Here is a 20,974-nt window from a genome sequence, read left to right on the forward strand (position 1 = left end):
CGGCGGCCGGTGGCGACACGAACTCGAGCCCGGACCGGTGTGGACGGTCTCCTGGGAGAGGAGGACACCCGTGGCCGGGTCGAGGATGAGGATGTGGTTCATCGCGAGCAGCCAACAACGAGAGCCCGGCCGATGGCCGAGCTCTCGTTCATGAAAGTCGCTTATGTCGCGACTCATATGTCACCTATGACGCGACTCATCACAAGGGCGGAGGATAGGGGATTCGAACCCCTGAGGGCTTGCACCCAACACGCTTTCCAAGCGTGCGCCATAGGCCACTAGGCGAATCCTCCAGGTCCCGCGAGCGGGCCGAAGACAGTCTACCTGGTGGCGGCCGGGGCAACCGACGGCAGGCCCGGCCGCTGTGCGATGGCCGAACCCGGGCGCACGACGAGCGACCGCGGCAGCAGCAGAGCGCCCCGGCGCACGTGGGCGGGTGCGGCCGCGAGCAGTCCGCGGCGCACGATCACGGCATCCATCCCCGCATCCGACGAGTCCGGAGCCGTGCGGGCATAGTTGGCGTACTCCACCGCCGCCACCAGGCGCCCCACGGCGTCCGCCGGGGCTCCGTGTCTGCGCACCAGCCGGGCACCGAACGCGCGGGGTGACTCGGCGCCGGGGACCGAGATGCCCAGGTCGATTGCGACGTCCTGCACGAGTCGCCAGGCCGCGCTCACGTCTCCCGCCCGCGCGCGTCCGCGCAGCACTTCGAACCGCACGCGTCCGGCCGCCCCCGGGATCACTCCTGCCACCAGCGCGATCGCAAGTGCCATGAGGTAGGGCGCGGGGTCCACGGGCGCCGAACCGGGCCCGGCGCCCCCCGCCTCCGGCCCGTCCTGGTCGTCGAGCGGGGCGGCCGAACCGGTGGGGTTCGGGCTCGCGCTCGGGGCCGGGCCGCTGATGTCCTCGCCGCCGTCGTCCGGCACGGCGGATGTCTCGGGCAGGAAGCTCGTCGGCACGCCCAGGCTCTTGGTCGGCTCGAAGGGCACCCACCCGATGCCCTCGAAGTGCACTTCGGGCCAGGCATGCAGCATGCTCGTCGAGACCGAGGCGACGCGCTCGCCGTCGACCACATCGTTGGTCATGGTTCCGGGCAGGAAGCCGATGACGATGCGCGAGGGCATGCCGAGGGTCCGCGCCATCAGCGCGAACGACGAGGCGAAGTGCACGCAGTAGCCCTCGCGCACATCGAGGAACTCGGCGACGGCGTCGGCTCCCGTGCCGTCGAAGCCCGCCTGCACGGGGGAGAACAGCGAGTACGAGAACGAGGGCCCTCGGAACCACGACTGCAGGGCGATCAGCCTGTCGTAGTCGTTGCCGGCTTCCGCGGTGACCTCGATCGCGGTCTCGCCGATGATCGGAGGCATGTCGCCGGGCAGGCCGAACACGTCTGAGTCGGTGTTGGCCATCGTGGCGTCGGCCGCGCGGATCTGCTCGCGCGTCGGTCGCGGCAGATGGCTCACGACCACGTAGTTCTGCCCCTGCGTCGTGCTCTGCGCGGTGACGACCGTGCGATTGGCGGCCACGGCCCGCCAGAAGCCACCGAGCCCCTCGATCGACACTGCGGGGTAGGGGACCGGCAGCCGCGCCGATGCCAGCTTGTCGATCTCGATGGTCGTCCGGTACTGCGTGATCCGCACGTCGTCGTCCACGTTCATCGGGCCGAACGGCGCCGACTGCTCCAGATCGACCGAACGGTACCGATCGGGCTTCCACACCTCGCCGTCGAACGACGACAGCGTCGCCGCGCGCAGGTACGGCGTCGACGGCGCATTGGTGTGCACCCGCAGAACCTCCATGTCGGCCGGCTGGCGAAGGTCCTTGCCGAGTTCGAGCGTCGCGTCGATGGATGCCACGCCCAGCCCCGTGCCCGATCCGGCCGTCGCCGGGGGCAGCGTGGGGGTCGTCAGCACAGTGAGGGCGATCGCCGCGGCGCCGATGCTCGCGGCCATGGCCGTCACTCCGGCCCCGGCGCGTGCCCCGGCCGGTGACGGTGCTTCGCGGGTCCGTGTCTCGGCCCGGATCAGGTAGAGGATGGATGCCGCCAGGAACACGAACGAGATGACGCTGTCGTCGCTGGGCACCGCGATCGAGGGGATCAGCCAGACCGCGACCAGGGCGACGGCCGCCAGCAGCGGCATCCGCGCCGTCAGCACGACGTGATCCAGCGCGATCGTCAGCGCGCCGAGGGCGGTGACCACGATGAACGTGACAGAGCGGGTCGGCTCGAGCGGCGACACCCCCAGCAGGATCTCGTTCGCGGCCACCTGCACGATCACGGGCGTCTCGCCGAACGACTCGAAGCTCGGGATGAACCCGAGGATCGCCGTATCGCGCAGATACACCACGGTGACCACCGCGACCCAGAGCGCGATCTCGATCAGGGTGACGGCCAGCCCCGGCACCCGAAGACGTCGCGCCGCGTAGCCGACGCCCAGCAGAAGCGCGGCGAACGCGATGACCCCCGCCACCCAGCCGCCGGGGGCGATGACGCCGGTGAGCGGGGCGAGGGCTGCGACGATCGCCACGAAGAGCCCGATCGTCAACCGGGTCTCGCCGCGTCGCGCGGACGAGCCCGGCGCGGACGAGTCCGGCGCGGACGAACCCGGCGCGGACGAGCCCGGCGCGGGTGACGCCGTCGCGGGCGCAGCCGCCGCACTACGAGACGACATGATCGGCCTCCCGGTCGATCGCCGCGATCCACGCGTCGGACAGGTCGCTCTCCACGCTGATCGCGGCGGCGCGCCAGCCGGCCTCAGCCACATGCGCGAGGGCCTGACCTTGCGGGCTCACGGTAAGCAGGATCGGCAGCGTGCTGTGGTGGACCAGGGGCATCAGGGTCTCGGCATCCGCTTCATCGAAACGTCCCGTGATGACCACCAGCGGGCCGGTCGTGGTGCCCAGGAACAGGTGGACGAGGTCTTCCAGCGTCCCCTCGCGGCGCGCGGTCAGCGATGCGAAGGACACCGCCATCTCGTCGACGGCGGCGTGGTCCTCGCTGTCGATCCGCTCGACCAGCTGCGACCCGTCGATGTCCATGACGGTCACGACGTACCCTTCCGACGACAGTCGCGCGACCGCCGAGGCGCAGGCCGACACCGCGGCCTCGAACCCGGGGTCCTCACCGGGTGTCACCAGCGACTCGGGAGCGTAGCGGCGCACGCCGCGGTCGAAGACGACCGTCGCCTCGGGGGTCGACTCCTGCTCCTCCTGCCGCACCATGAGTTCGTCGCGGTGCGCGCTGGCCCGCCAGTGGATGCGCCGCATCGAATCGCCCGGCACGTACATGCGCGGAATGAGGTTGTCGGCACCCTGGCCGAGCTCGTTGGTCTCGGAGTGCAGGCTGCCGCCGACGCTGCCGGGCAGCTCGTCGAGCGCGCCCAGATCGATCACGGCGGGCGTGACGGTCAGCGGCACCGGGTCGCCGATGACGTGGCGCCGCCGCGCGAAGCCGAACGGGTCGGTCGAGGTCACCGACAGGGGTCCGACGGGACGGATGCCGCGGCGCTCGGCCTGCACGACGTAGTCCAGCTCGACGCGCTGCGCCCCCGATCCGAGCCCCGAGCCGAGCGCGGGGAACTCGCCCTGCGCGGCGCCGTGCAGGCCCGGCGCGAGCTTGTCGCTCCACTTCGCCTGGGCGCTGGGCAGCGGCGCGCGGATGTCGACCTGCACGCGCACGTGTGTCTCGCCGCCCGCCGGCGCGACGTCGGGGCGGAAGGCGCGCGTCACCGTCTCGGTGCGGCGCACGAGGTACAGGATGGCCAGACTCGCCGCGACGACGGCGAACAGCAGCACGCTCACGTAGAGCAGCTCGGTCAGGTGCAAAGCGTGCGCGAGGATGAAGCACAGGATGCCCAGCAGCACCGCGCCGGTGCCCCTCGCTGTCAGCGGCCACACCCTCATCGCATCATCCTTCAGCGGGTGGCGACGGGAATCCGCACCGAGCCGGTGATCGACTCGAGGATCGTGCTGATCGCCTCGGCGGCCGACCGGCCGCGGGCCAGCCCCGACCCGCGCGCCGCGATGACGCGGTGGGCGAACACGGGCTGGATGAGGGTCGCGACATCGTCCGGGATCACGAACTCGCGCCCGTCCAGCGCGGCCCACACCTTCGCGGCGCGCACGAGCTGCAGGGTCGCGCGCGGGCTCGCGCCCAGGCGCAGGTCGGGGTGCTGACGCGTCGCACGGGCCAGCGCCACGGCGTACTCCTCCACCGCGGGGGAGACGTGCACGCTCCGCGCCCAGCGGATGAGATCGCGCACCCCGGCGGCTCCGACCACCGGCGTGACCGCATCGAGCGGATTCACCACATCGCGCTGACGCAGCATGAGAGCTTCGTTCGCGGCATCCGGATACCCCATCGAGATGCGCATCATGAACCGGTCGCGCTGCGCTTCGGGCAGGGCGTAGGTGCCCTCCATCTCGAGGGGATTCTGCGTGGCCACGACCAGGAACGGGTCGGGGAGGGCGTGCGAGGTGCCGTCGACGGTGACCTGGCCCTCTTCCATCGCCTCCAGGAGCGCCGACTGCGTCTTGGGGGAGGACCGGTTGATCTCGTCGGCGATGACGATGTGCGCGAAGATCGCTCCGGGCTTGAACTCGAACTCGCGATCGACGGGGTTGTAGACGCTCACCCCGGTGACATCGCCCGGCAGCAGGTCGGGGGTGAACTGGATGCGCCGCACCGTCGCCTCCACCGAGGCGGCCAGCGCCCGCGCGAGCATCGTCTTGCCGACGCCGGGGACGTCCTCGATGAGGATGTGCCCCTCGGCGAGCATGCACACCAGGGCCGAGCGGACGGCGGCGGGCTTGCCGTCGATGACCCGCGAGACCGAGTCGATGATCTTCCCGGTGGTCGCCGCGAACGCGTCGGGGCCCAGGCTGCGGGTCTGCGGGAGGGGAGCGGGGGGCCGCGGCGGCACCGGCGGTGGCATCAGTGGTGTGCTGTCGTCCGGCATCGGGCCCCCTGGTCGAGAGTCGGCAGGGGGCGTCGTCGCATCCCCATGGATAGATGCTAACCCGGCGAGTGGATGCCGGTGCCTGAGAGTCCGGTAGACTGGCAGAGCTCTCCGCGAGGCGGCATCCAGGCCAACTCCCCCAGGACGGAAACGTAGCAAGGGTAACCGGGCTCTGCCGGGTTCGCGGAGAGTCTTTTTTCTGCCCGGACGCCTGGCCGGCGGCGGGCTTTTGCCCGGCTCCGCACCTACCCGCCGGTTCACCGCCGCCATAGGCTGGGCGGGTGGCGCAGAGCATCTACATCACGTCAGCCGAGGGGCACTCGGGCAAGTCCACCATCGCGCTGGGCGTGCTCGACGCGCTCAGCCACGCGACCCCGCGCGTGGGGGTGTTCCGGGCGATCGCGCGCTCGACCGAGGAGACCGACTACGTCCTCGAGATGCTGCTGGACCACGACGGGGTCGACCTCTCCTATGAGGAGTGCATCGGCGTCACGTACGACGATGTGCGCGCGGATCCCGAGGCCGCGCTGAGCACGATCGTCGAGCGTTACAAGGCGGTGGAGGCGCAGTGCGACGCGGTGGTCATCGTGGGCAGCGACTACACCGACGTGGCCAGCCCGGCCGAGCTCGGCTACAACGCGCGCATCGCCGCGAACCTCGGCGCACCGGTGCTGCTGGTGGTCGGCGGCCGCGCCGCACAGGACCAGCCCGAGCAGCTCGGCACCACGATCCCGCGGGCCGCGAGCCAGGTCGGGCAGATCACCGACCTCGCCCTGGCCGAGCTCGCGCACGGCCGCGCGCAACTGCTGGCCGTCGTGGCCAACCGCGCCGACCCCGAGCACCTCGAGGAGACCGTCGCGGCGATCCACCGCGCCGTGCGCGACGCGCAGCCGGCGACAGCCGACACCGAATCGTCGGTGCCGGTGTGGGCGATCCCCGAGGACCGCTACCTCGTGGCCCCGTCGATCCGCGGCATCATGCGCTCGGTCGAGGGGGAGCTGCTCCAGGGCGACCCGGCGCTGCTGACCCGCGAAGCGCTCGCCGTGGTCGTGGCCGGCATGTCGATGAACAACGTGCTGCCGCGCCTGATCGAGGGCGCGGCCGTGGTGATCGCCGCCGACCGCACCGACGTGCTGCTGGCGACGCTCCTGGCAAACGCCTCGGGCACGTTCCCGTCGATCTCGGGCATCGTCCTCAACGGCCCGTTCGACCTGCCGTCCGACGTGAAGCGTCTCATCGACGGCCTCGACTCGACGGTGCCGATCATCACCACGACACACGGCACGTACGAGACGGCGCTGCGCGTCATGCGCACCCGCGGGCGGCTCGCCGCCGACTCGCAGCGACGCTACGACACGGCGCTCGCCCTGTTCGAGACCCACGTCGACACCGACGAGCTCATGCGCGCGCTGGGCGTCGCCCGCGCGACGGTCGTCACCCCGCTCATGTTCGAGTACCAGCTCGTCGAGCGCGCCCGCTCCGCGCGCAAGCGCATCGTGCTGCCCGAGGGCGACGACGACCGCGTGCTGCGCGCCGCGGCCACCGTGCTCACCCGCGGCATCGCCGACCTGACCATCCTGGGCGAGCCGGCCGAGGTGCACGCCCGCGCCGTGGAGCTGGGCATCGACCTGACCGGCGCCGAGGTGCTCTCACCCTTCGACGAGATGCACGTACACCGCTTCGCGGAGACGTACGCGCAGCTGCGCGCCCACAAGGGCGTCACGTACGAGCGGGCCGCCGACACCGTCACCGACGTGTCGTACTTCGGCACCATGATGGTGCACCTGGGCCTCGCCGACGGCATGGTCTCCGGGGCCGTGCACACCACGGCGCACACGATCCGGCCCGCGTTCGAGGTCATCAAGACCAAGCCGGGCACCTCGGTGGTCTCGTCGGTGTTCCTCATGGCCCTCGCCGACCGGGTGCTCGTCTACGGCGACTGCGCCGTCATCCCCGATCCGACCAGCGAGCAGCTGGCCGACATCGCGGTGTCGTCGGCGGCGACCGCCTCGCAGTTCGGCATCGAGCCGCGCGTCGCGATGCTGTCGTACTCCACCGGGGAGTCGGGCTCGGGCGCCGACGTCGACAAGGTCCGCGCCGCCACCGCGCTCGTGCGCGAGCGCGCCCCGCAGCTGCTGGTCGAGGGCCCCATCCAGTACGACGCGGCCGCCGATGCCGCCGTGGCCCGCACGAAGCTGCCCGAATCCGCCGTGGCAGGCCGGGCGACGGTGTTCATCTTCCCCGACCTCAACACCGGCAACAACACGTACAAGGCCGTGCAGCGCTCGGCCGGCGCCGTCGCGATCGGCCCGGTGCTGCAGGGGCTCAACAAGCCCATCAACGACCTGTCGCGCGGTGCGCTCGTCGAGGACATCGTCAACACCATCGCCATCACGGCGATCCAGGCACAGGGAGCTGCATGAGCGCCGTTCTGGTCATCAACAGCGGATCGTCGTCCTTCAAGTACCAGCTGATCGACCTCGACACGGCGTCGCCGCTGGCGAGCGGACTGGTCGAGCGCATCGGGCAGGACATCGGGGCGGCCAAGCACACCGTCATGCTGGGCAAGGCCGAGGGTCCGTCCGTGACCGCGACGGATGCCACCTACCGGCAGGAGCTGCCGATCCCCAGCCACACGGCCGGCTTCCAGGTCATGCTCGACGCCTTCGCCGCGCACGGTCCGTCGCTCGAGGAGTACGCGCCCGTCGCCGTCGGCCACCGGGTCGTTCAGGGCGGTGCTCGCTTCTTCGAGCCCACGCTGATCACGGACCTCGTCGAGATCAACATCGATGAGCTGTCGGTGCTCGCCCCGCTGCACAACCCCGGAGCCCTGCAGGGCATCCGTGCCGCCCGCACCGGCTTCCCCGACGTGCCGCACGTCGCCGTCTTCGACACCGCCTTCCACCAGACCATGCCGCCCGCGGCATACACCTACGCGATCGACAAGCGGACCGCCGCCAAGCACCGCATCCGCAAGTACGGCTTCCACGGCACGAGCCACAAGTTCGTCAGCGAGGCGGCCGCGGACTTCGTCGGGCGCCCGAACGCCGAGCTGCGCCAGATCGTGCTCCACCTGGGCAACGGCGCCTCGATCACCGCAATCGACGCCGGTCGGTCGGTGGACCACTCGATGGGGCTCACCCCGCTCGAGGGCCTGGTGATGGGCACCCGTTCGGGCGACCTCGACCCGTCGGTGCTGCTCGTCCTCTCCCAGCGTGAGCACCTGGCGCCCGAGCAGCTCGACGCATTCCTGAACACCCGGAGCGGGCTGAAAGGCCTGGCCGGGGTCTCGGACATGCGCGACATCGAACAGCGCCGCGCGGACGGCGACGCCGACGCCGCGCTGGCCTTCGACGTCTACATCCACCGGCTGCGCGCCTACCTCGGCGCCTACCTGGCCCAGCTGGGCGGGGCAGACGTGATCTCGTTCACCGCGGGGGTGGGCGAGAACTCGCCGACGGTCCGTGCGGCGGCGCTCGAGACGCTCGGCTACGCCGGCGTCGTGCTCGACCCCGAGCGCAACGCGTCAACCGACCGCGGCGCCCGTGTGATCTCCACGGACGACTCGCCGGTCACGGTGCTCGTCGTGCCGACCAACGAAGAACTCGAGATCGCGCGGCAGACGGTGTCGGTGGCCGGGTGAACTCCGGCATCCCCTTCTCTCGATCGATACCTGCGCGTCACACAGCACAGTTACGCTGAAACGGTGACAGCGGACGAACTCCCCGACCTGACGACCTACGACGGCGTCCTCTTCGACCTGGACGGCGTGCTGACGCCCACGGCCGAAGTGCACATGTCCGCCTGGCAGGCGATGTTCACCGAGCTGTTCGCCGACTGGGGGGTCGAACCGGCTTATGCCGAGCGGGACTACTTCCTCTACCTCGACGGCAAGAAGCGGTACGACGGCGTCGCGGCCCTGCTGCGCTCGCGCTCGGTCGAGGTGCCGTGGGGTGACCCGTCCGATCCGCCGACGGCCGACACGGTCTGCGGCATCGGCAACCGCAAGAACACGGCGTTCCAGCGGGTGCTCGACGAGGTCGGCATCGCGCCGTACCCGGGCTCGCTCGCGCTCATCGACGTGCTGCAGACCGCCGGTGTGCCGATCGCCGTCGTGTCCAGCTCGAAGAACGCCGTCGAGGTGCTCACCGTCGCCGGCATCCGCGACCGGTTCCCGGTGGTCATGGACGGCGCGGTCGCCGAGCGCGACCACATCCCCTCCAAGCCCGCACCCGACATGTTCCTCGAGGCGGCCCGCATGCTGGGGGTCGACCCCGCGCGCAGCGCCGCCGTCGAAGACGCGCATTCGGGCGTGCAGTCCGCCGCCGCAGCCGGGTACGCCCTCGTGGTCGGCGTCGACCGCGGCGCCGGCGCCGACATGCTGACCGCCGCCGGCGCACACGTCGTCGTCGACGACCTGGCGGCCTTCGTCGAGTAGACCCGCCCACCGACCCCCCTCCCGAGAGGAGCCCCCAGTGGATCGTGACCGTTTTCCCGCAGACCCCTGGCGACTCGTCGAGACCCGGCAGTCCATCGAGGACGTCGGCCTCACCGAGACGCTCTTCGCGCTCGGCAACGGCTACCTCGGCATGCGGGGCAACCCGCCCGAAGGGCGTCACGCGCACGAGCACGGCACGTTCATCAACGGCCTGCACGAGACCTTCCCGATCCGTCATGCCGAGCAGGCCTTCGGATTCGCCGAGACCGGCCAGACCATCATCAACGCGCCCGACGCGAAGATCATGCGCGTGTACGTCGACGACGAGCCGCTCGCGTTCGACGTCGCCGATTTCCGCGAATACGAGCGGGTGCTCGACATGCGGCGCGGGGTGCTCACCCGGCACATGCGCTGGATGACCCCCAGCGGCAAGGACGTCGTCGTCGATCTCGAGCGGATGGTGTCGTTCGAGGAACGGCATCTGGCCGTCATGCGGGTGAGCGTCACGGTGCTCAACGCCGATGCCCCGGTCGTGATCAACTGCCAGCTCGTCAACCGGCAGGACGGTGAGGACGTCTACGGCGGCATGGCGCCGCACGCGTCGGCGCCCACCGCGCCGGCCGCCTTCGACCCGCGCAAGGCCGAGGCGATCGACGAACGGGTGCTGCAGCCGGTGGAGTACTGGCAGGAGGGTCTGCGGTCGGTGCTGTCCTACCAGGTCACGCGCTCCGGCATGACCGTCGCGGTCATCGCCGACCACGAGATCGACACCGCGAACGAGTACACCGCGCGCACGCTGATCGAGCCCGACATCGCCAAGAACGTCTTCCGCGTGCAGGCGAAGGCGGGCGTGCCGGTCACCGTGACCAAGTTCGTGAGCTATCACAGCTCGCGCGGCGTGCCCGCCCGTGAGCTCGTCGACCGCGGGCGCCGCACCCTCGACCGGGCCCGCGTCGAAGGCGTCGAGTATCAGTTCGAGGAGCAGGAGGCGTGGTGCCGCGACTTCTGGGAGCGCTCCGATGTGCAGGTCGCCGGCGATGACGCGCTGCAGCAGGCGATCCGGTGGTGCCTGTTCCAGCTCGCGCAGGCCACCGCTCGTGCCGACGGGCGCGGAGTCCCGGCCAAGGGGCTGACCGGTTCGGGGTACAGCGGCCACTATTTCTGGGACACCGAGGTCTACGTCCTTCCGTTCCTGACCTACACGACTCCGCACTGGGCGCGCAACGCCCTGCGCATGCGGTACCACATGCTCCCCGCCGCCCGCCGTCGCGCCGCCCAGCTGAACGAGGCCGGTGCCCTGTTCCCCTGGCGCACGATCAACGGCGAAGAGGCCTCGGCGTACTATGCGGCCGGCACCGCGCAGTACCACATCAACGCCGACGTGAGCTTCGCCGTCGGCAAGTACGTGCGCGCGACCGGCGACATGCGCTTCCTGTACACCGAGGGCGTCGACATCCTCGTCGAGACCGCCCGGCTGTGGGCGACCCTCGGCTTCTGGCGCGTCAACGAGGACTCCGCCGAGGTATTCCACATCCACGGCGTGACCGGACCCGACGAGTACACGACCGTCGTCAACGACAACCTCTTCACCAACGTGATGGCGCGGTTCAACCTGCGTGCCGCGTCGCGCGTCGTGCGCGAGATGGCGGACCGGGCGCCGGACGAGTACCGGGCGATGATGCAGCGGCTCGACCTCGACCCGGCCGAGGCGGACGCCTGGGATGCGGCAGCCGACGCGATGCACATTCCCTACAGCGAGGGCCTCGGCATCCACCCGCAGGATGCGGTCTTTCTCGAGAAGGAGGTCTGGGACCTCGAGAACACGCCGGCCGAGCAGCACCCTCTGCTGCTGAACTTCCATCCGCTGGTGATCTACCGGTATCAGGTGCTCAAGCAGGCCGACGTGGTGCTGGCGCTGTTCCTGCAGGGCAATCACTTCACCGCCGAGGAGAAGCGCGCCGACTTCGATTACTACGACCCGCTGACCACGGGGGACTCGACGCTGTCGGCGGTCGTGCAGTCGATCCTGGCCGCCGAGGTCGGCTACCGGGAGCTGGCGCTCGAGTATTTCCACGAGGCGGCGTTCGTCGATCTCGAAGACCTGCACCGCAACACCTCCGACGGGGCGCACGTGGCATCCGCCGGCGGCGTGTGGACGGCCCTCGTCAGCGGGTTCGGCGGCATGCGCGACCACGGCGGCGATCTGAGCTTCGATCCGCGATTGCCGGCCGAATGGCCGTCGCTGTCGTACAAGCTGCGGTGGCGAGGGATGCAGCTGGATGTCACCGTCACCGCCACGGAGATCACCGTCGCCGCCGAGCGCGCCGAGCACGGCGAGACGGAGGAGCCCCGCGACGACGTGGACTTCGCCGTCCGCGGCGAGATGCACACGGTGCGGGCCGGCGAGTCCGTCTCGGTGCCGCTGGACGGGCAGGGGCCGATACTGACCGGACGCCCGACGCTGAGCGACATCGGCGACGCGATGCGCGAGGACGGCACGCGACTGTCGGCGTCGGTGCCGGTCTCGACGGCGACCACCGGCATCCCGATCATCAGCGGGATCATCCCGGTCGTGAGCGGGCAGCCCGTCGAGGAGGGCAACCTCGGCGTCGACTCGTGAGCCGAGCCGCCGGGCGCGGTGTCGGCGGCACGCCGTAGTCTGTCAGGGTGACCACTGCTCTGTACCGCCGCTACCGCCCGGAGACCTTCGGCGAGATGATCGGGCAGGCGCAGGTCACCGATCCGCTGATGACCGCGCTGCGCAGCGACCGCGTCGGCCACGCCTACCTGTTCTCGGGTCCGCGCGGGTGCGGCAAGACGACCTCGGCGCGCATCCTGGCCCGGTGTCTCAACTGCGCTCAGGGACCCACCGACACCCCGTGCGGCACGTGCGACAGCTGCGTCGAACTCAGTCGCGGGGGCGGCGGTTCGCTCGACGTCGTCGAGATCGACGCGGCCAGCCACAACGGCGTCGACGATGCCCGCGACCTGCGCGAGCGCGCGATCTTCGCGCCGGCGCGCGACCGGTTCAAGATCTTCATCCTCGACGAGGCGCACATGGTCACGGCGCAGGGTTTCAACGCCCTGCTCAAGCTCGTCGAAGAGCCGCCGGAGCACGTCAAGTTCATCTTCGCCACGACCGAGCCCGAGAAGGTCATCGGCACGATCCGCTCACGCACCCACCACTATCCGTTCCGGCTGGTCGCCCCGGGGCCGATGCTCGAGTACGTCGAGCAGCTGTGCGTGGCCGAGGGCGTCCAGGTCGAGCCGGGGGTGCTGCCGCTCGTGGTGCGCGCGGGCGGCGGGTCGCCGCGCGACACCCTGTCGCTGCTCGACCAGCTGATCGCCGGATCCGATCCGTCGACGGACTCCACGCAGGCCGTGGTCCGCTACGAGCGCGCCGTCGCGCTGCTCGGCTACACGCACGCCGAGCTGCTCGACGAAGTGGTCGACGCGTTCGGCGCCCGCGATGCCGCGGCGGCGTTCTCCGCCGTCGACCGTGTCGTGCAGACCGGTCAGGACCCGCGGCGCTTCGTCGACGATCTGCTCGAGCGCCTGCGCGACCTGATCATCGTCGCCGCCACCGGTGAGGGCGCGAGCGCCGTGCTGCGCGGCATCCCGGCCGACGAGCTGGAACGCATGGGCGCCCAGGCCTCTGTATTCGGGACCGACCGGCTGTCGCGCATCGCCGACCTGGTGGTGGCGACTCTCGACGAGATGACCGGTGCCACGAGCCCGCGGCTGCAGCTCGAGCTCATGGTGGCCCGCGTTCTTGCGGCGACGGATGCCGGTGCCGCGGCGCCCATCGCCGGGGCACCGGCTGCGGTGGCACCGGGAGCGGTAGCACCGGGAGTGCCCGCGACGCCGGTACCCCGCGCGCCGCAGCCGGCGCCGGCCGCTGGAGCGCCCGCGGCGGCTGATCCCGGACCGGGGCGCCCGGCGTCGTCGGCTGCGCCTGTGTCGACCGCTCCGCCGGCCCCCTCCGTGTCGCCGAGCCCGTCCGCCCCTGCGGCCGCGGCACCGACCGGCGCAGCCGGGACGGCCGCCACATCCGGACCAGCCTCATCCGCTTCCGTGCCCCCCGAACCGCCCCGCGCGGACGTCGCGGCCGGCCCGGGCGCGGCCGCTCCGCCATCGACCCCGGCCGCACCGGCCGTGCCGAGCGGGCCGATCACGCTGCCGCAGATGCGCGACGCCTGGCCTGAGATCCTCAACCGGCTCGAACCGGTGAGTCGGACGTCGTGGATGATCGCGAGCGCCGCGCGCCCCGTCGCCTACTCCGACGGCGATGTGCTGACGCTGTCGTTCCAGAGCCAGGCCGATGTGGCCGGATTCAAGAAGCTCAACGCCGGCAAGGGGCCCAGCGAAGACCTGCGCGGGGCGATCCAGTCGGTGCTCGGCGTACGCGTGAAGTACATGGCGCGGCACGATGCCGAACCCGCGCCCTCTGCTGCCGGTTCGCACCGCGGCGGACCGGGCGGCGGCGACCAGCCGGCCGACCCACGCGCAGAGGAGCCCTCCTCAGGCCCGAGCAGCGCGCCGGCAGCCGGTCCTGACAGCGACCCGGCAACCGACCGGGGAGCAGCAGCACCCCCCGCCGCGTCGGCTCCGGCGCCGGACGCCGGTCCGAGGCCAGGCGCCCGTCCGATGCCAGACCCCGGTTCAGCGTCTGACGCCGGTCCGACACCAGACCCCGATTCAGCGTCTGACGTCGGTCCGACACCCGACCCCGGTTCAGCGTCTGACGCCGGTCCGACGCCAGACCCCGGTCCAATGCCAGACCCGGGTCCGGCGCCGTCTTCCCGTCCCGGACCGGCCTCCGGGCGTCCGGCACCCGCCTCAGGACCGCGTCCTGCACCTGCCGTGGCGGCGCCGGTCACCGAGTGGGCCGTCGCGGCGATTCCCACCGACGATCCCACCGGGCCGCAGGCTGCCCAGTTCGCGGTCGACGACGAGCCCGAGGAAGCGGCATCCACCCCGCTGCGCACTCTCACCGCTCAACGCGAGGGCGACATCCTCACCGTGCCCGAACCCGGGCCCTACGACGATGACGACGCCCCGCCGCCGCCCGAGGACATCGACGCACCGGTGCCCCCGCGGGCGCCCGTCGTGGTCGAACGTCCCGTCGCACCGAATACTCCGGCGCGACCGGCGCGCGGACCCGGGATCGAACGCGTCGGCGAAGCCGTCGTGCGTCAGATGCTGGGCGCCACCTTCATCCGCGAAGAGCCCTACACACCCCCGACGAGGTTCAACTAGCCCATGTACGACGGCATCGTCCAGGATCTCATCGACGAATTCGGGCGCCTTCCGGGCATCGGCCCGAAGTCGGCGCAGCGCATCACGTTCCACATCCTGCAGACCCCGACCTTCGACGTCTCGCGGCTGTCGCAGCTGCTGGGCGAACTGCGCGAGCGGGTGCGGTTCTGCGAGGTCTGCGGCAACGTGTCCGAGCAGGACCGCTGCGCGATCTGCCGCGACCCGCGCCGCGACGAGAGCCTCATCTGCGTGGTCGAGGACGCCAAGGACGTCGCGGCCATCGAGCGCACCCGCGAGTTCCGCGGCCGCTACCACGTGCTCGGCGGGGCGATCAGCCCGATCGCGGGCATCGGGCCCGACGACCTGCGCATCACGCAGCTCATGCAGCGACTCGCCGACGGGACGGTGCAGGAGGTGATCCTCGCCACCAACCCGAACCTCGAGGGCGAAGCGACCTCCACCTACCTCAGCCGTCTGCTGCACACCCTCGAGATCCGTGTCACGCGGCTCGCATCGGGCCTGCCCGTCGGCGGTGACCTCGAATACGCCGACGAGGTGACACTCGGCCGCGCCTTCGAAGGACGCCGCAGCGTCTGATGGCCGCCGTCTCGGGACGCGCCTGGCTGCTCTACGCGGCGATGGCCGTGCTGTGGGGCATCCCGTACCTCTTCATCAAAGAGGCCGTCGAGAGCTATTCGCCGGCCGCGGTCGTCGCCGGACGCACGCTGCTGGGGGCGGCGATCCTGCTGCCGATCGCGATCCACCGGCGCGCGCTGCGGCCGGCACTGCACCTGTGGCCGTGGGTGCTCGCATTCGGCGCGATCGAGATGGCCGGTCCGTTCTTCCTGCTCAGCCACGCCGAGCAGACGATCCCCTCCGGGATCACCGGCCTGCTGGTGGCCACGGTGCCGCTGTTCGCCGCGATCATCGCGCTCCTGCGCGGCGACCGGTCGGCGTTCTCGCCGCTGCGCGCACTCGGCCTGCTCATCGGCTTCGGGGGAGTGGCCGTCACTGTCGCCGGTCCCGGTCTGGCCATCGGGACCGACCCCGCGGCGCTGTTCGCGGTCGGCGAGGTTCTGCTGACGGCGGTGCTCTACGCCATCGCCCCGTTCATCATCGCCACCAAGCTCAAGGACGTGCCGTCCATGGGCACGATCGGCCTCGCGCTGCTGGTGATCGGCCTGGTCTACCTGCCCCTCGCGCTGGCGACCCAGCACGAGATCCCGACGGTGCGCAGCACGGTCTCGCTCGTCGCCCTCGGCGTGCTGTGCACGGCCGTCGCCTTCATCGGCTTCTTCGCCCTCATCCGTGAGGTCGGGCCCGTCCGGGCGCCGCTGTTCACCTACGTGAACCCCATCGTGGCGATCGGGCTGGGCATCGTCATCCTGGGTGAGCAGCTCACGCCGGGGCTGCTGCTGGGCTTCCCGCTCGTCATCGTCGGATGCTGGCTGGCCGCCACCGGCGGACAGCTTCGCCGTCGGCCCGCACCGGACATGCCCGCGGGAGTGCCGCCGGTCGCGTGATCGACGCCGCGCGCCAGCCGGGTGCGAGACGGCGATGGGCCCGTCTGGACGGCGTCCGCGGCTGCGGGATCAGGCCCGCACGTGGGCACGGGCGCGCCGCACCCCGCCCAGCGACGCGCGCAGGGGCTGTCCGAGGTAGATGCCCAACGACGCCCCGACCGCCAGCGCGATGCCGACCGTGGCGGCCAGCGTCAGCGTCGTGAACCCGGCCAGCAGGACTGCCGTGTCCTCACCGGACTCCACCACGCTCAGCAAGCCCCGGAACACCGCGGCACCGGGCACCATCGGCAGGATCGCCGCGGTCGTGATCGCCACCGACGGCACGTGCAGCCGGAACGCGAGCATGACGCCGACGACGCTGCCGAGGAACGCGCCCACTCCGCTCGCCGCGGCGACGTCGAACCCGAGCGCTGTGGCGGCCAGGTAGCCCGACCAGGCCACGAGGCTCAACAGCAGACTGACCACGATGATGCGCGAACGAGCGCCGTTGAACACGGCGACGGCCACGGCGATGATCGCAGCCCCCAGGAACTGCAGGGGGACCGGGCCCAGCGGAAGCGTCTCGCTGGGCGGCGCCATGGGCAAGCCGATCACCCGGGCCGTCTCGAGTCCGATCAGGATGCCGAGGACCACGCCCAGCGTCTGGGTGACGAGCTCAAGGATGCGTCCCATCGCGGTCAACGCGAAACCGTCGATCGCATCCTGCGCCGCGCCGACGACGGTGAGCCCGGCGAGCATCAGGACGATTCCGGATGCCACGATCACCGACGGTCGGATGCCATCGGCCGGCGGCCATCCCGTCAACTGCAGCAGTGGCGACAGGGCCGCGACCATCGTCAGCACGAAGGCGCCGGCGATCTGGCTGAAGAAGAACGGCACTCGCGCTTTCGCCATGCCGTACTGCGTGAGTGCGGCCAGTGCGGCGCCGATGAACGCGAATGCGATCCCGAGCCAGTTCACGCCGAACATGATGGCCACACCGACCGCGAGCAGCGCCTGCGCAGCGACCACCACGCCCGGGGGATACCGGAACGGGGCTCGACGGATGGTGCGGTAGCGCTCGTACGCGGCATCCACGGACATCCCGGACCGGACCTCGGCCACGAGTGCCTGCAGGCTCTGCAGCTTGTCGTGATCGGGCACGGCGGCGCGTACGACGCGCAGCAGCGTTATGGGCCGTGCCGTTCCGGCGCGGTGGTGGGCGGCGGTGATCGCGTTGTAGGTCACTTCGACGTGCACCGGCTGCAGTCCGTATGCTCCGGCCACCCGCACGATCGTCAGGGTCACTTCGCTCGCCGGTGCGCCGGCGACGAGGGTCGACTCGCCGAGGCGGACCGCGAGGTCGAGAATCCGTGCGGCGTGGGCGTCGTCCATGATCGGCAGGGACTCCGTCAGGGCGTCGCTGCCGTACGACGGGCGCACCAAGCCGGACAGGGGTGCGAAGACCCGGCGGCGAGGCTTTGCCATCACAGCGGCGCGAAGGCGTCGGGGTCGTTCGTCAGTGTGACCTCGAGTGCCTGCTCGATGTCCTCATCCTCGAGCACGTAGGTCTCATCGATGCGCTCTTCGGCGGCTTCCTTCGCGTCGTCGTCGAGGTCGCGCTCTTCGAGCACGGCGTTGTCGATCGCACCGGCGGCGGACTCGAGGCCGAGGAAGCGGTACGCCTCGACCACCGCGTCGGCCGGGTACACCGGATCGTTCGCGTGCAGTTCGACCGCACTCAGCAGGCCGCCGTTCATCACGAGGCCGTGAAAGGTCAGCACAGTCAGCAGGGCGGCATCGCCCGGGCGTTCGGCGGCGGCGGGGGACTCCAGATCGAGCGCACGGTTCCACACGGCGTCAGTAGGAGAGCTCATGACCACCACGGTACGCCGTCGTCGTCGTCACATGGGCAGGCGCCACCCGATCGCTCTCTACAATGGCACGTGGGGTCGTGGCATCCGCCCACCCGTCGGCTCGTCGAGGCCGACCGTCTCCCGGGAGTTTCACACGTGGCGCTGATCGTCCAGAAGTACGGCGGGTCGTCCGTCTCCGACGCCGAGAGCATCAAGCGGGTCGCCAAGCGCATCGTCGATGCGCGCCGCGCCGGTGACGACGTGGTGGTGGCCGTCAGCGCGATGGGCGACACCACCGACGAACTGCTCGACCTCGCCGCACGCGTGTCGCCGATCCCGGCCCCGCGCGAGCTGGACATGCTGCTGTCCAGCGGCGAGCGCATCTCGATGGCGCTGCTGGCCATGGCCATCCACTCGATGGGCTTCGAAGCGCGCTCCTACACCGGCATGCAGGCCGGAATGCTGACCACGGCGGATCACGGGGCGGCCCGCATCGTCGATGTCACCCCGACCCGCGTGCGCGAGGCGCTCGATGAGGGCGCGATCGTCATCGTCGCGGGGTTCCAGGGATTCAACACCGACACCCGCGACATCACGACCCTCGGCCGAGGCGGCTCCGACACGACCGCCGTCGCGCTCGCCGCCGCGCTGGGTGCCGACGTGTGCGAGATCTACAGCGATGTGGAAGGCGTCTTCACTGCCGACCCGCGGGTCGTCCCGCGTGCCCGCAAGCTCCACACCGTCGGCTCCGAGGAGATGCTCGAGCTCGCCGCCAACGGCGCCAAAGTCCTGTACATCCGCGCGGTCGAATACGCCCGCCGCCACGGCGTCATGATCCATGCCCGTTCGTCGTTCAGCACCGGCCCCGGCACGTTCGTGCTCGGCCCGGGCATGACCGCACCGCAGGGCGCAGAGGGAGAAGAGATGGAAGAGCCGATCGTCGCGGGAGTCGCGACCGACCTGAGCCAGGCCAAGATCACGATCATCGGCGTGCCGGACGTGCCCGGCAAGGCAGCGGAGATCTTCAAGATCATCGCCAAGAGCGGTGCCAACGTCGACATGATCGTCCAGAACGTGTCGGTCGCCGGCACCGGGCGCACCGAGATCTCGTTCACGCTGCCCAAGTCCGATGCTTCCACCGCGCTGCGCGCGCTCGCTGCCGAGCAGGGCGATGTCGGTTTCGAGAACCTCGTGCACGACGACCAGATCGGGAAGCTCTCGGTCGTCGGCGCGGGCATGCGCTCCCATTCGGGCGTCTCGGCCACGCTGTTCGAAGCGCTGTCCACCGCGGGGGTGAACATCGAGATGATCTCGACGTCCGAGATCCGCATCTCGGTGGTCGTCCGCGGCGACGACCTCGCCGAGGCCGCCCGCGTCGTGCACACCGCCTACGGCCTCGACGGCGACATCGAAGCGGTCGTCCACGCCGGCACCGGCCGGTAGCCACCCGGCATCCGGAGTCGCGTGTCATCCGGAACACAGGAGAAATCACCGGTACAGGAGGTGTTACCGGTAACCGCTCCTGTCTCGGTGAGTTCTCCTGCCTTCATGAGGTGGCAGTCATCCGGCGGTCCGGGGCTGCCCGGCGGGGCGCACCGCGCTGCGCACACCCGCCCGGCCGGTAGACTCGCGGCATCCGCCCCTTCGGGCACTTCACCCGCGCTGCCGCAAGGAATACTGCCATGACACGTATCTCTGACTCAGGACTCTCCGTCGCCGTCGTGGGCGCCACCGGCCAGGTGGGCACAGTCATGCGCGAGATTCTCGCGGAGCGCGGCTTCCCGATCCGCGAGCTGCGGCTGTTCGCCACGGCCCGCTCGGCGGGCACCACCATCGAGTTCGGCGGCGAGACCATCACCATCGAAGACATCGCCACCGCCGACCCGACCGGCATCGACATCGCCCTGTTCTCGGCCGGTGCCACCGGGTCTCGCGCGCACGCACCCCGTTTCGCCGAGGCCGGCGCGGTCGTCATCGACAACTCCAGCGCCTGGCGCATGGACCCCGAGGTTCCGCTGGTGGTCAGCGAGGTCAACCCGCACGCGACCGAGAACCCGCCAAAGGGGATCATCGCCAACCCCAACTGCACCACGATGGCCGCGATGCCGGTGCTCAAGGCGCTGGATGCCGAGGCCGGCCTGGAACGCCTCATCGTCAGCACCTACCAGGCCGTGTCGGGTTCGGGGCTGGCGGGAGCGCAGGAACTGCTCGGACAGGTCGAGAGCGTCCTCGCCCAGGGCGACACCCTTCGGCTGGTTCACGACGGCAGCGCGGTCGAGTTCCCCCAGCCGGAGAAGTACGTCGCCCCGATCGCGTTCGACGTGATCCCGTTCGCCGGCAACCTCGTCGACGACGGTGACAATGAGACCGATGAGGAGAAGAAGCTCCGCAACGAGAGCCGCAAGATCCTCGAGCTGCCGGGCCTCCGCGTCGCGGGCACCTGCGTGCGCGTACCCGTCTTCACCGGCCACTCGCTGTCGATCCACGCCGAATTCACCCGAGACATCACGCCCGACCGGGCGCGCGAGGTCCTGGCATCCGCCCCCGGTGTCGTGCTCGAAGAGGTGCCGACCCCGCTTCAGGCGGCCGGCAAGGACCCGAGCTTCGTCGGCCGCATCCGTGCCGACCAGTCCGCACCCGAGGGCAAGGGCCTCGTGCTGTTCATCAGCAACGACAACCTGCGCAAGGGCGCCGCGCTGAACACGGTCCAGATCGCCGAGATCGTCGCCGCCCGCCTGTCAGCCCCCGTCTGACCCGCCGCTCCGCAGCCCTGCGCCGTCACCGCGAGAGAACCCCTCGCTGCCGAGAGAACAGCTGAGGTGTGTACGCTCGGCGCCACCCTGTTCTCCCGCTGCTGAGGCGCTGATGCGCTGAGACGCTGGGCCAGGGACCGCGGCGCATGACAGAGGTGAAAGAACCGCGATCCTTGCCGGATGCCGGTGCCCCGGCACGGACGGCACA

14 protein-coding genes, 1 tRNA gene and 1 other RNA gene are annotated in these 20,974 nt (G+C 70.8%); 10 read left to right on the forward strand and 6 right to left on the reverse strand.

Annotated elements, in window-relative coordinates; translation table 11 throughout:
* Window positions 1–208: 208 nt before the first annotated feature.
* The 4 genes from BKA10_RS01070 to BKA10_RS01085 form a co-directional block, all read right to left on the reverse strand.
* Window positions 209–293 (reverse strand) — tRNA-Ser (locus BKA10_RS01070).
* A 27-nt stretch (window positions 294–320) separates the two neighbouring features.
* Entirely contained in the window at window positions 321–2,546 is a 2,226-nt protein-coding gene (locus BKA10_RS01075) for a transglutaminase TgpA family protein (RefSeq protein WP_241740025.1), read from the reverse strand.
* Window positions 2,547–2,658: 112 nt separating this feature from the next.
* Window positions 2,659–3,903: a DUF58 domain-containing protein gene (locus BKA10_RS01080; RefSeq protein WP_183498162.1), complete on the reverse strand. Its 1,245-nt coding sequence runs from the start codon at window positions 3,901–3,903 to the stop codon at window positions 2,659–2,661.
* An 11-nt stretch (window positions 3,904–3,914) separates the two neighbouring features.
* Entirely contained in the window at window positions 3,915–4,958 is a 1,044-nt protein-coding gene (locus BKA10_RS01085; protein ID WP_241740026.1) for an AAA family ATPase, read from the reverse strand.
* Window positions 4,959–5,060: 102 nt separating this feature from the next.
* Here BKA10_RS01085 and ffs point away from each other — a divergent pair.
* The 8 genes from ffs to BKA10_RS01125 all read left to right on the forward strand — a co-directional run bounded on the left by ffs (window position 5,061) and on the right by BKA10_RS01125 (window position 16,178).
* An RNA gene (gene ffs, locus BKA10_RS01090) (signal recognition particle sRNA small type) lies at window positions 5,061–5,157 on the forward strand.
* A gap of 82 nt (window positions 5,158–5,239) precedes the next feature.
* Window positions 5,240–7,381, forward strand: coding sequence for a phosphate acetyltransferase (gene pta, locus BKA10_RS01095; protein WP_183498164.1), 2,142 nt, complete (start codon window positions 5,240–5,242; stop codon window positions 7,379–7,381).
* Window positions 7,378–8,601 (forward strand): acetate/propionate family kinase, encoded by a 1,224-nt coding sequence (locus tag BKA10_RS01100; protein WP_183498166.1) that lies wholly within the window; start codon window positions 7,378–7,380, stop codon window positions 8,599–8,601. Before pta ends, BKA10_RS01100 begins: the two co-directional genes overlap by 4 nt.
* A 63-nt stretch (window positions 8,602–8,664) precedes the next feature.
* Window positions 8,665–9,396 carry an HAD family hydrolase gene (locus tag BKA10_RS01105; protein ID WP_183498168.1) on the forward strand — a complete coding sequence of 244 codons (732 nt, stop codon included), beginning with the start codon at window positions 8,665–8,667 and terminating at the stop codon, window positions 9,394–9,396.
* A 37-nt stretch (window positions 9,397–9,433) separates the two neighbouring features.
* The gene (locus BKA10_RS01110) at window positions 9,434–12,016 is read left to right on the forward strand and encodes a glycoside hydrolase family 65 protein (protein ID WP_183498170.1); all 2,583 of its coding nucleotides are present in this window, start codon (window positions 9,434–9,436) and stop codon (window positions 12,014–12,016) included.
* Window positions 12,017–12,063: 47 nt separating this feature from the next.
* A complete protein-coding gene (locus tag BKA10_RS01115) occupies window positions 12,064–14,655 on the forward strand; it encodes a DNA polymerase III subunit gamma and tau (RefSeq protein WP_183498172.1) in 2,592 nt (863 codons plus the stop codon).
* Between the two features lie 3 nt (window positions 14,656–14,658).
* Window positions 14,659–15,252 (forward strand): recombination mediator RecR, encoded by a 594-nt coding sequence (recR, locus tag BKA10_RS01120; RefSeq protein WP_183498174.1) that lies wholly within the window; start codon window positions 14,659–14,661, stop codon window positions 15,250–15,252.
* A complete protein-coding gene (locus BKA10_RS01125) occupies window positions 15,252–16,178 on the forward strand; it encodes a DMT family transporter (protein WP_183498176.1) in 927 nt (308 codons plus the stop codon). Before recR ends, BKA10_RS01125 begins: the two co-directional genes overlap by 1 nt.
* 69 nt (window positions 16,179–16,247) lie before the next feature.
* Here BKA10_RS01125 and BKA10_RS01130 read toward each other — a convergent pair whose 3' ends face one another.
* Both BKA10_RS01130 and BKA10_RS01135 read right to left on the reverse strand, forming a co-directional pair.
* Window positions 16,248–17,645 carry a threonine/serine exporter family protein gene (locus BKA10_RS01130; RefSeq protein ID WP_183498178.1) on the reverse strand — a complete coding sequence of 466 codons (1,398 nt, stop codon included), beginning with the start codon at window positions 17,643–17,645 and terminating at the stop codon, window positions 16,248–16,250.
* Window positions 17,645–18,034 (reverse strand): DMP19 family protein, encoded by a 390-nt coding sequence (locus BKA10_RS01135; RefSeq protein WP_183498180.1) that lies wholly within the window; start codon window positions 18,032–18,034, stop codon window positions 17,645–17,647. Before BKA10_RS01135 ends, BKA10_RS01130 begins: the two co-directional genes overlap by 1 nt.
* A gap of 135 nt (window positions 18,035–18,169) precedes the next feature.
* On the opposite strand from BKA10_RS01135, the gene BKA10_RS01140 reads away from it, so the two are divergent.
* Together BKA10_RS01140 and BKA10_RS01145 are read left to right on the forward strand one after the other, a co-directional pair.
* Window positions 18,170–19,456, forward strand: a complete 1,287-nt coding sequence (locus tag BKA10_RS01140; RefSeq protein WP_183498182.1) for an aspartate kinase — start codon at window positions 18,170–18,172, stop codon at window positions 19,454–19,456.
* A gap of 239 nt (window positions 19,457–19,695) precedes the next feature.
* Complete coding sequence (locus BKA10_RS01145; RefSeq protein WP_183498184.1) at window positions 19,696–20,766, forward strand: aspartate-semialdehyde dehydrogenase; 1,071 nt, start codon at window positions 19,696–19,698, stop codon at window positions 20,764–20,766.
* Window positions 20,767–20,974: the final 208 nt, after the last annotated feature.

Origin of the sequence: Microbacterium invictum (genome assembly GCF_014197265.1) — a bacterium.
Taxonomy (GTDB): Bacteria; Actinomycetota; Actinomycetes; order Actinomycetales; family Microbacteriaceae; genus Microbacterium; species Microbacterium invictum.

Bases quoted from the DNA above. Each gene is read 5' to 3' on its own strand.
- BKA10_RS01125 (WP_183498176.1), top strand. From the start codon at position 15,252: ATGGCCGCCGTCTCGGGACGCGCCTGGCTGCTCTACGCGGCGATGGCC.
- BKA10_RS01100 (WP_183498166.1), top strand. From the start codon at position 7,378: ATGAGCGCCGTTCTGGTCATCAACAGCGGATCGTCGTCCTTCAAGTAC.
- BKA10_RS01085 (WP_241740026.1), bottom strand. From the start codon at position 4,958: ATGCCGGACGACAGCACACCACTGATGCCACCGCCGGTGCCGCCGCGG.
- BKA10_RS01130 (WP_183498178.1), bottom strand. From the start codon at position 17,645: ATGGCAAAGCCTCGCCGCCGGGTCTTCGCACCCCTGTCCGGCTTGGTG.
- BKA10_RS01145 (WP_183498184.1), top strand. From the start codon at position 19,696: ATGACACGTATCTCTGACTCAGGACTCTCCGTCGCCGTCGTGGGCGCC.
- BKA10_RS01080 (WP_183498162.1), bottom strand. From the start codon at position 3,903: ATGAGGGTGTGGCCGCTGACAGCGAGGGGCACCGGCGCGGTGCTGCTG.
- BKA10_RS01135 (WP_183498180.1), bottom strand. From the start codon at position 18,034: ATGAGCTCTCCTACTGACGCCGTGTGGAACCGTGCGCTCGATCTGGAG.
- recR (WP_183498174.1), top strand. From the start codon at position 14,659: ATGTACGACGGCATCGTCCAGGATCTCATCGACGAATTCGGGCGCCTT.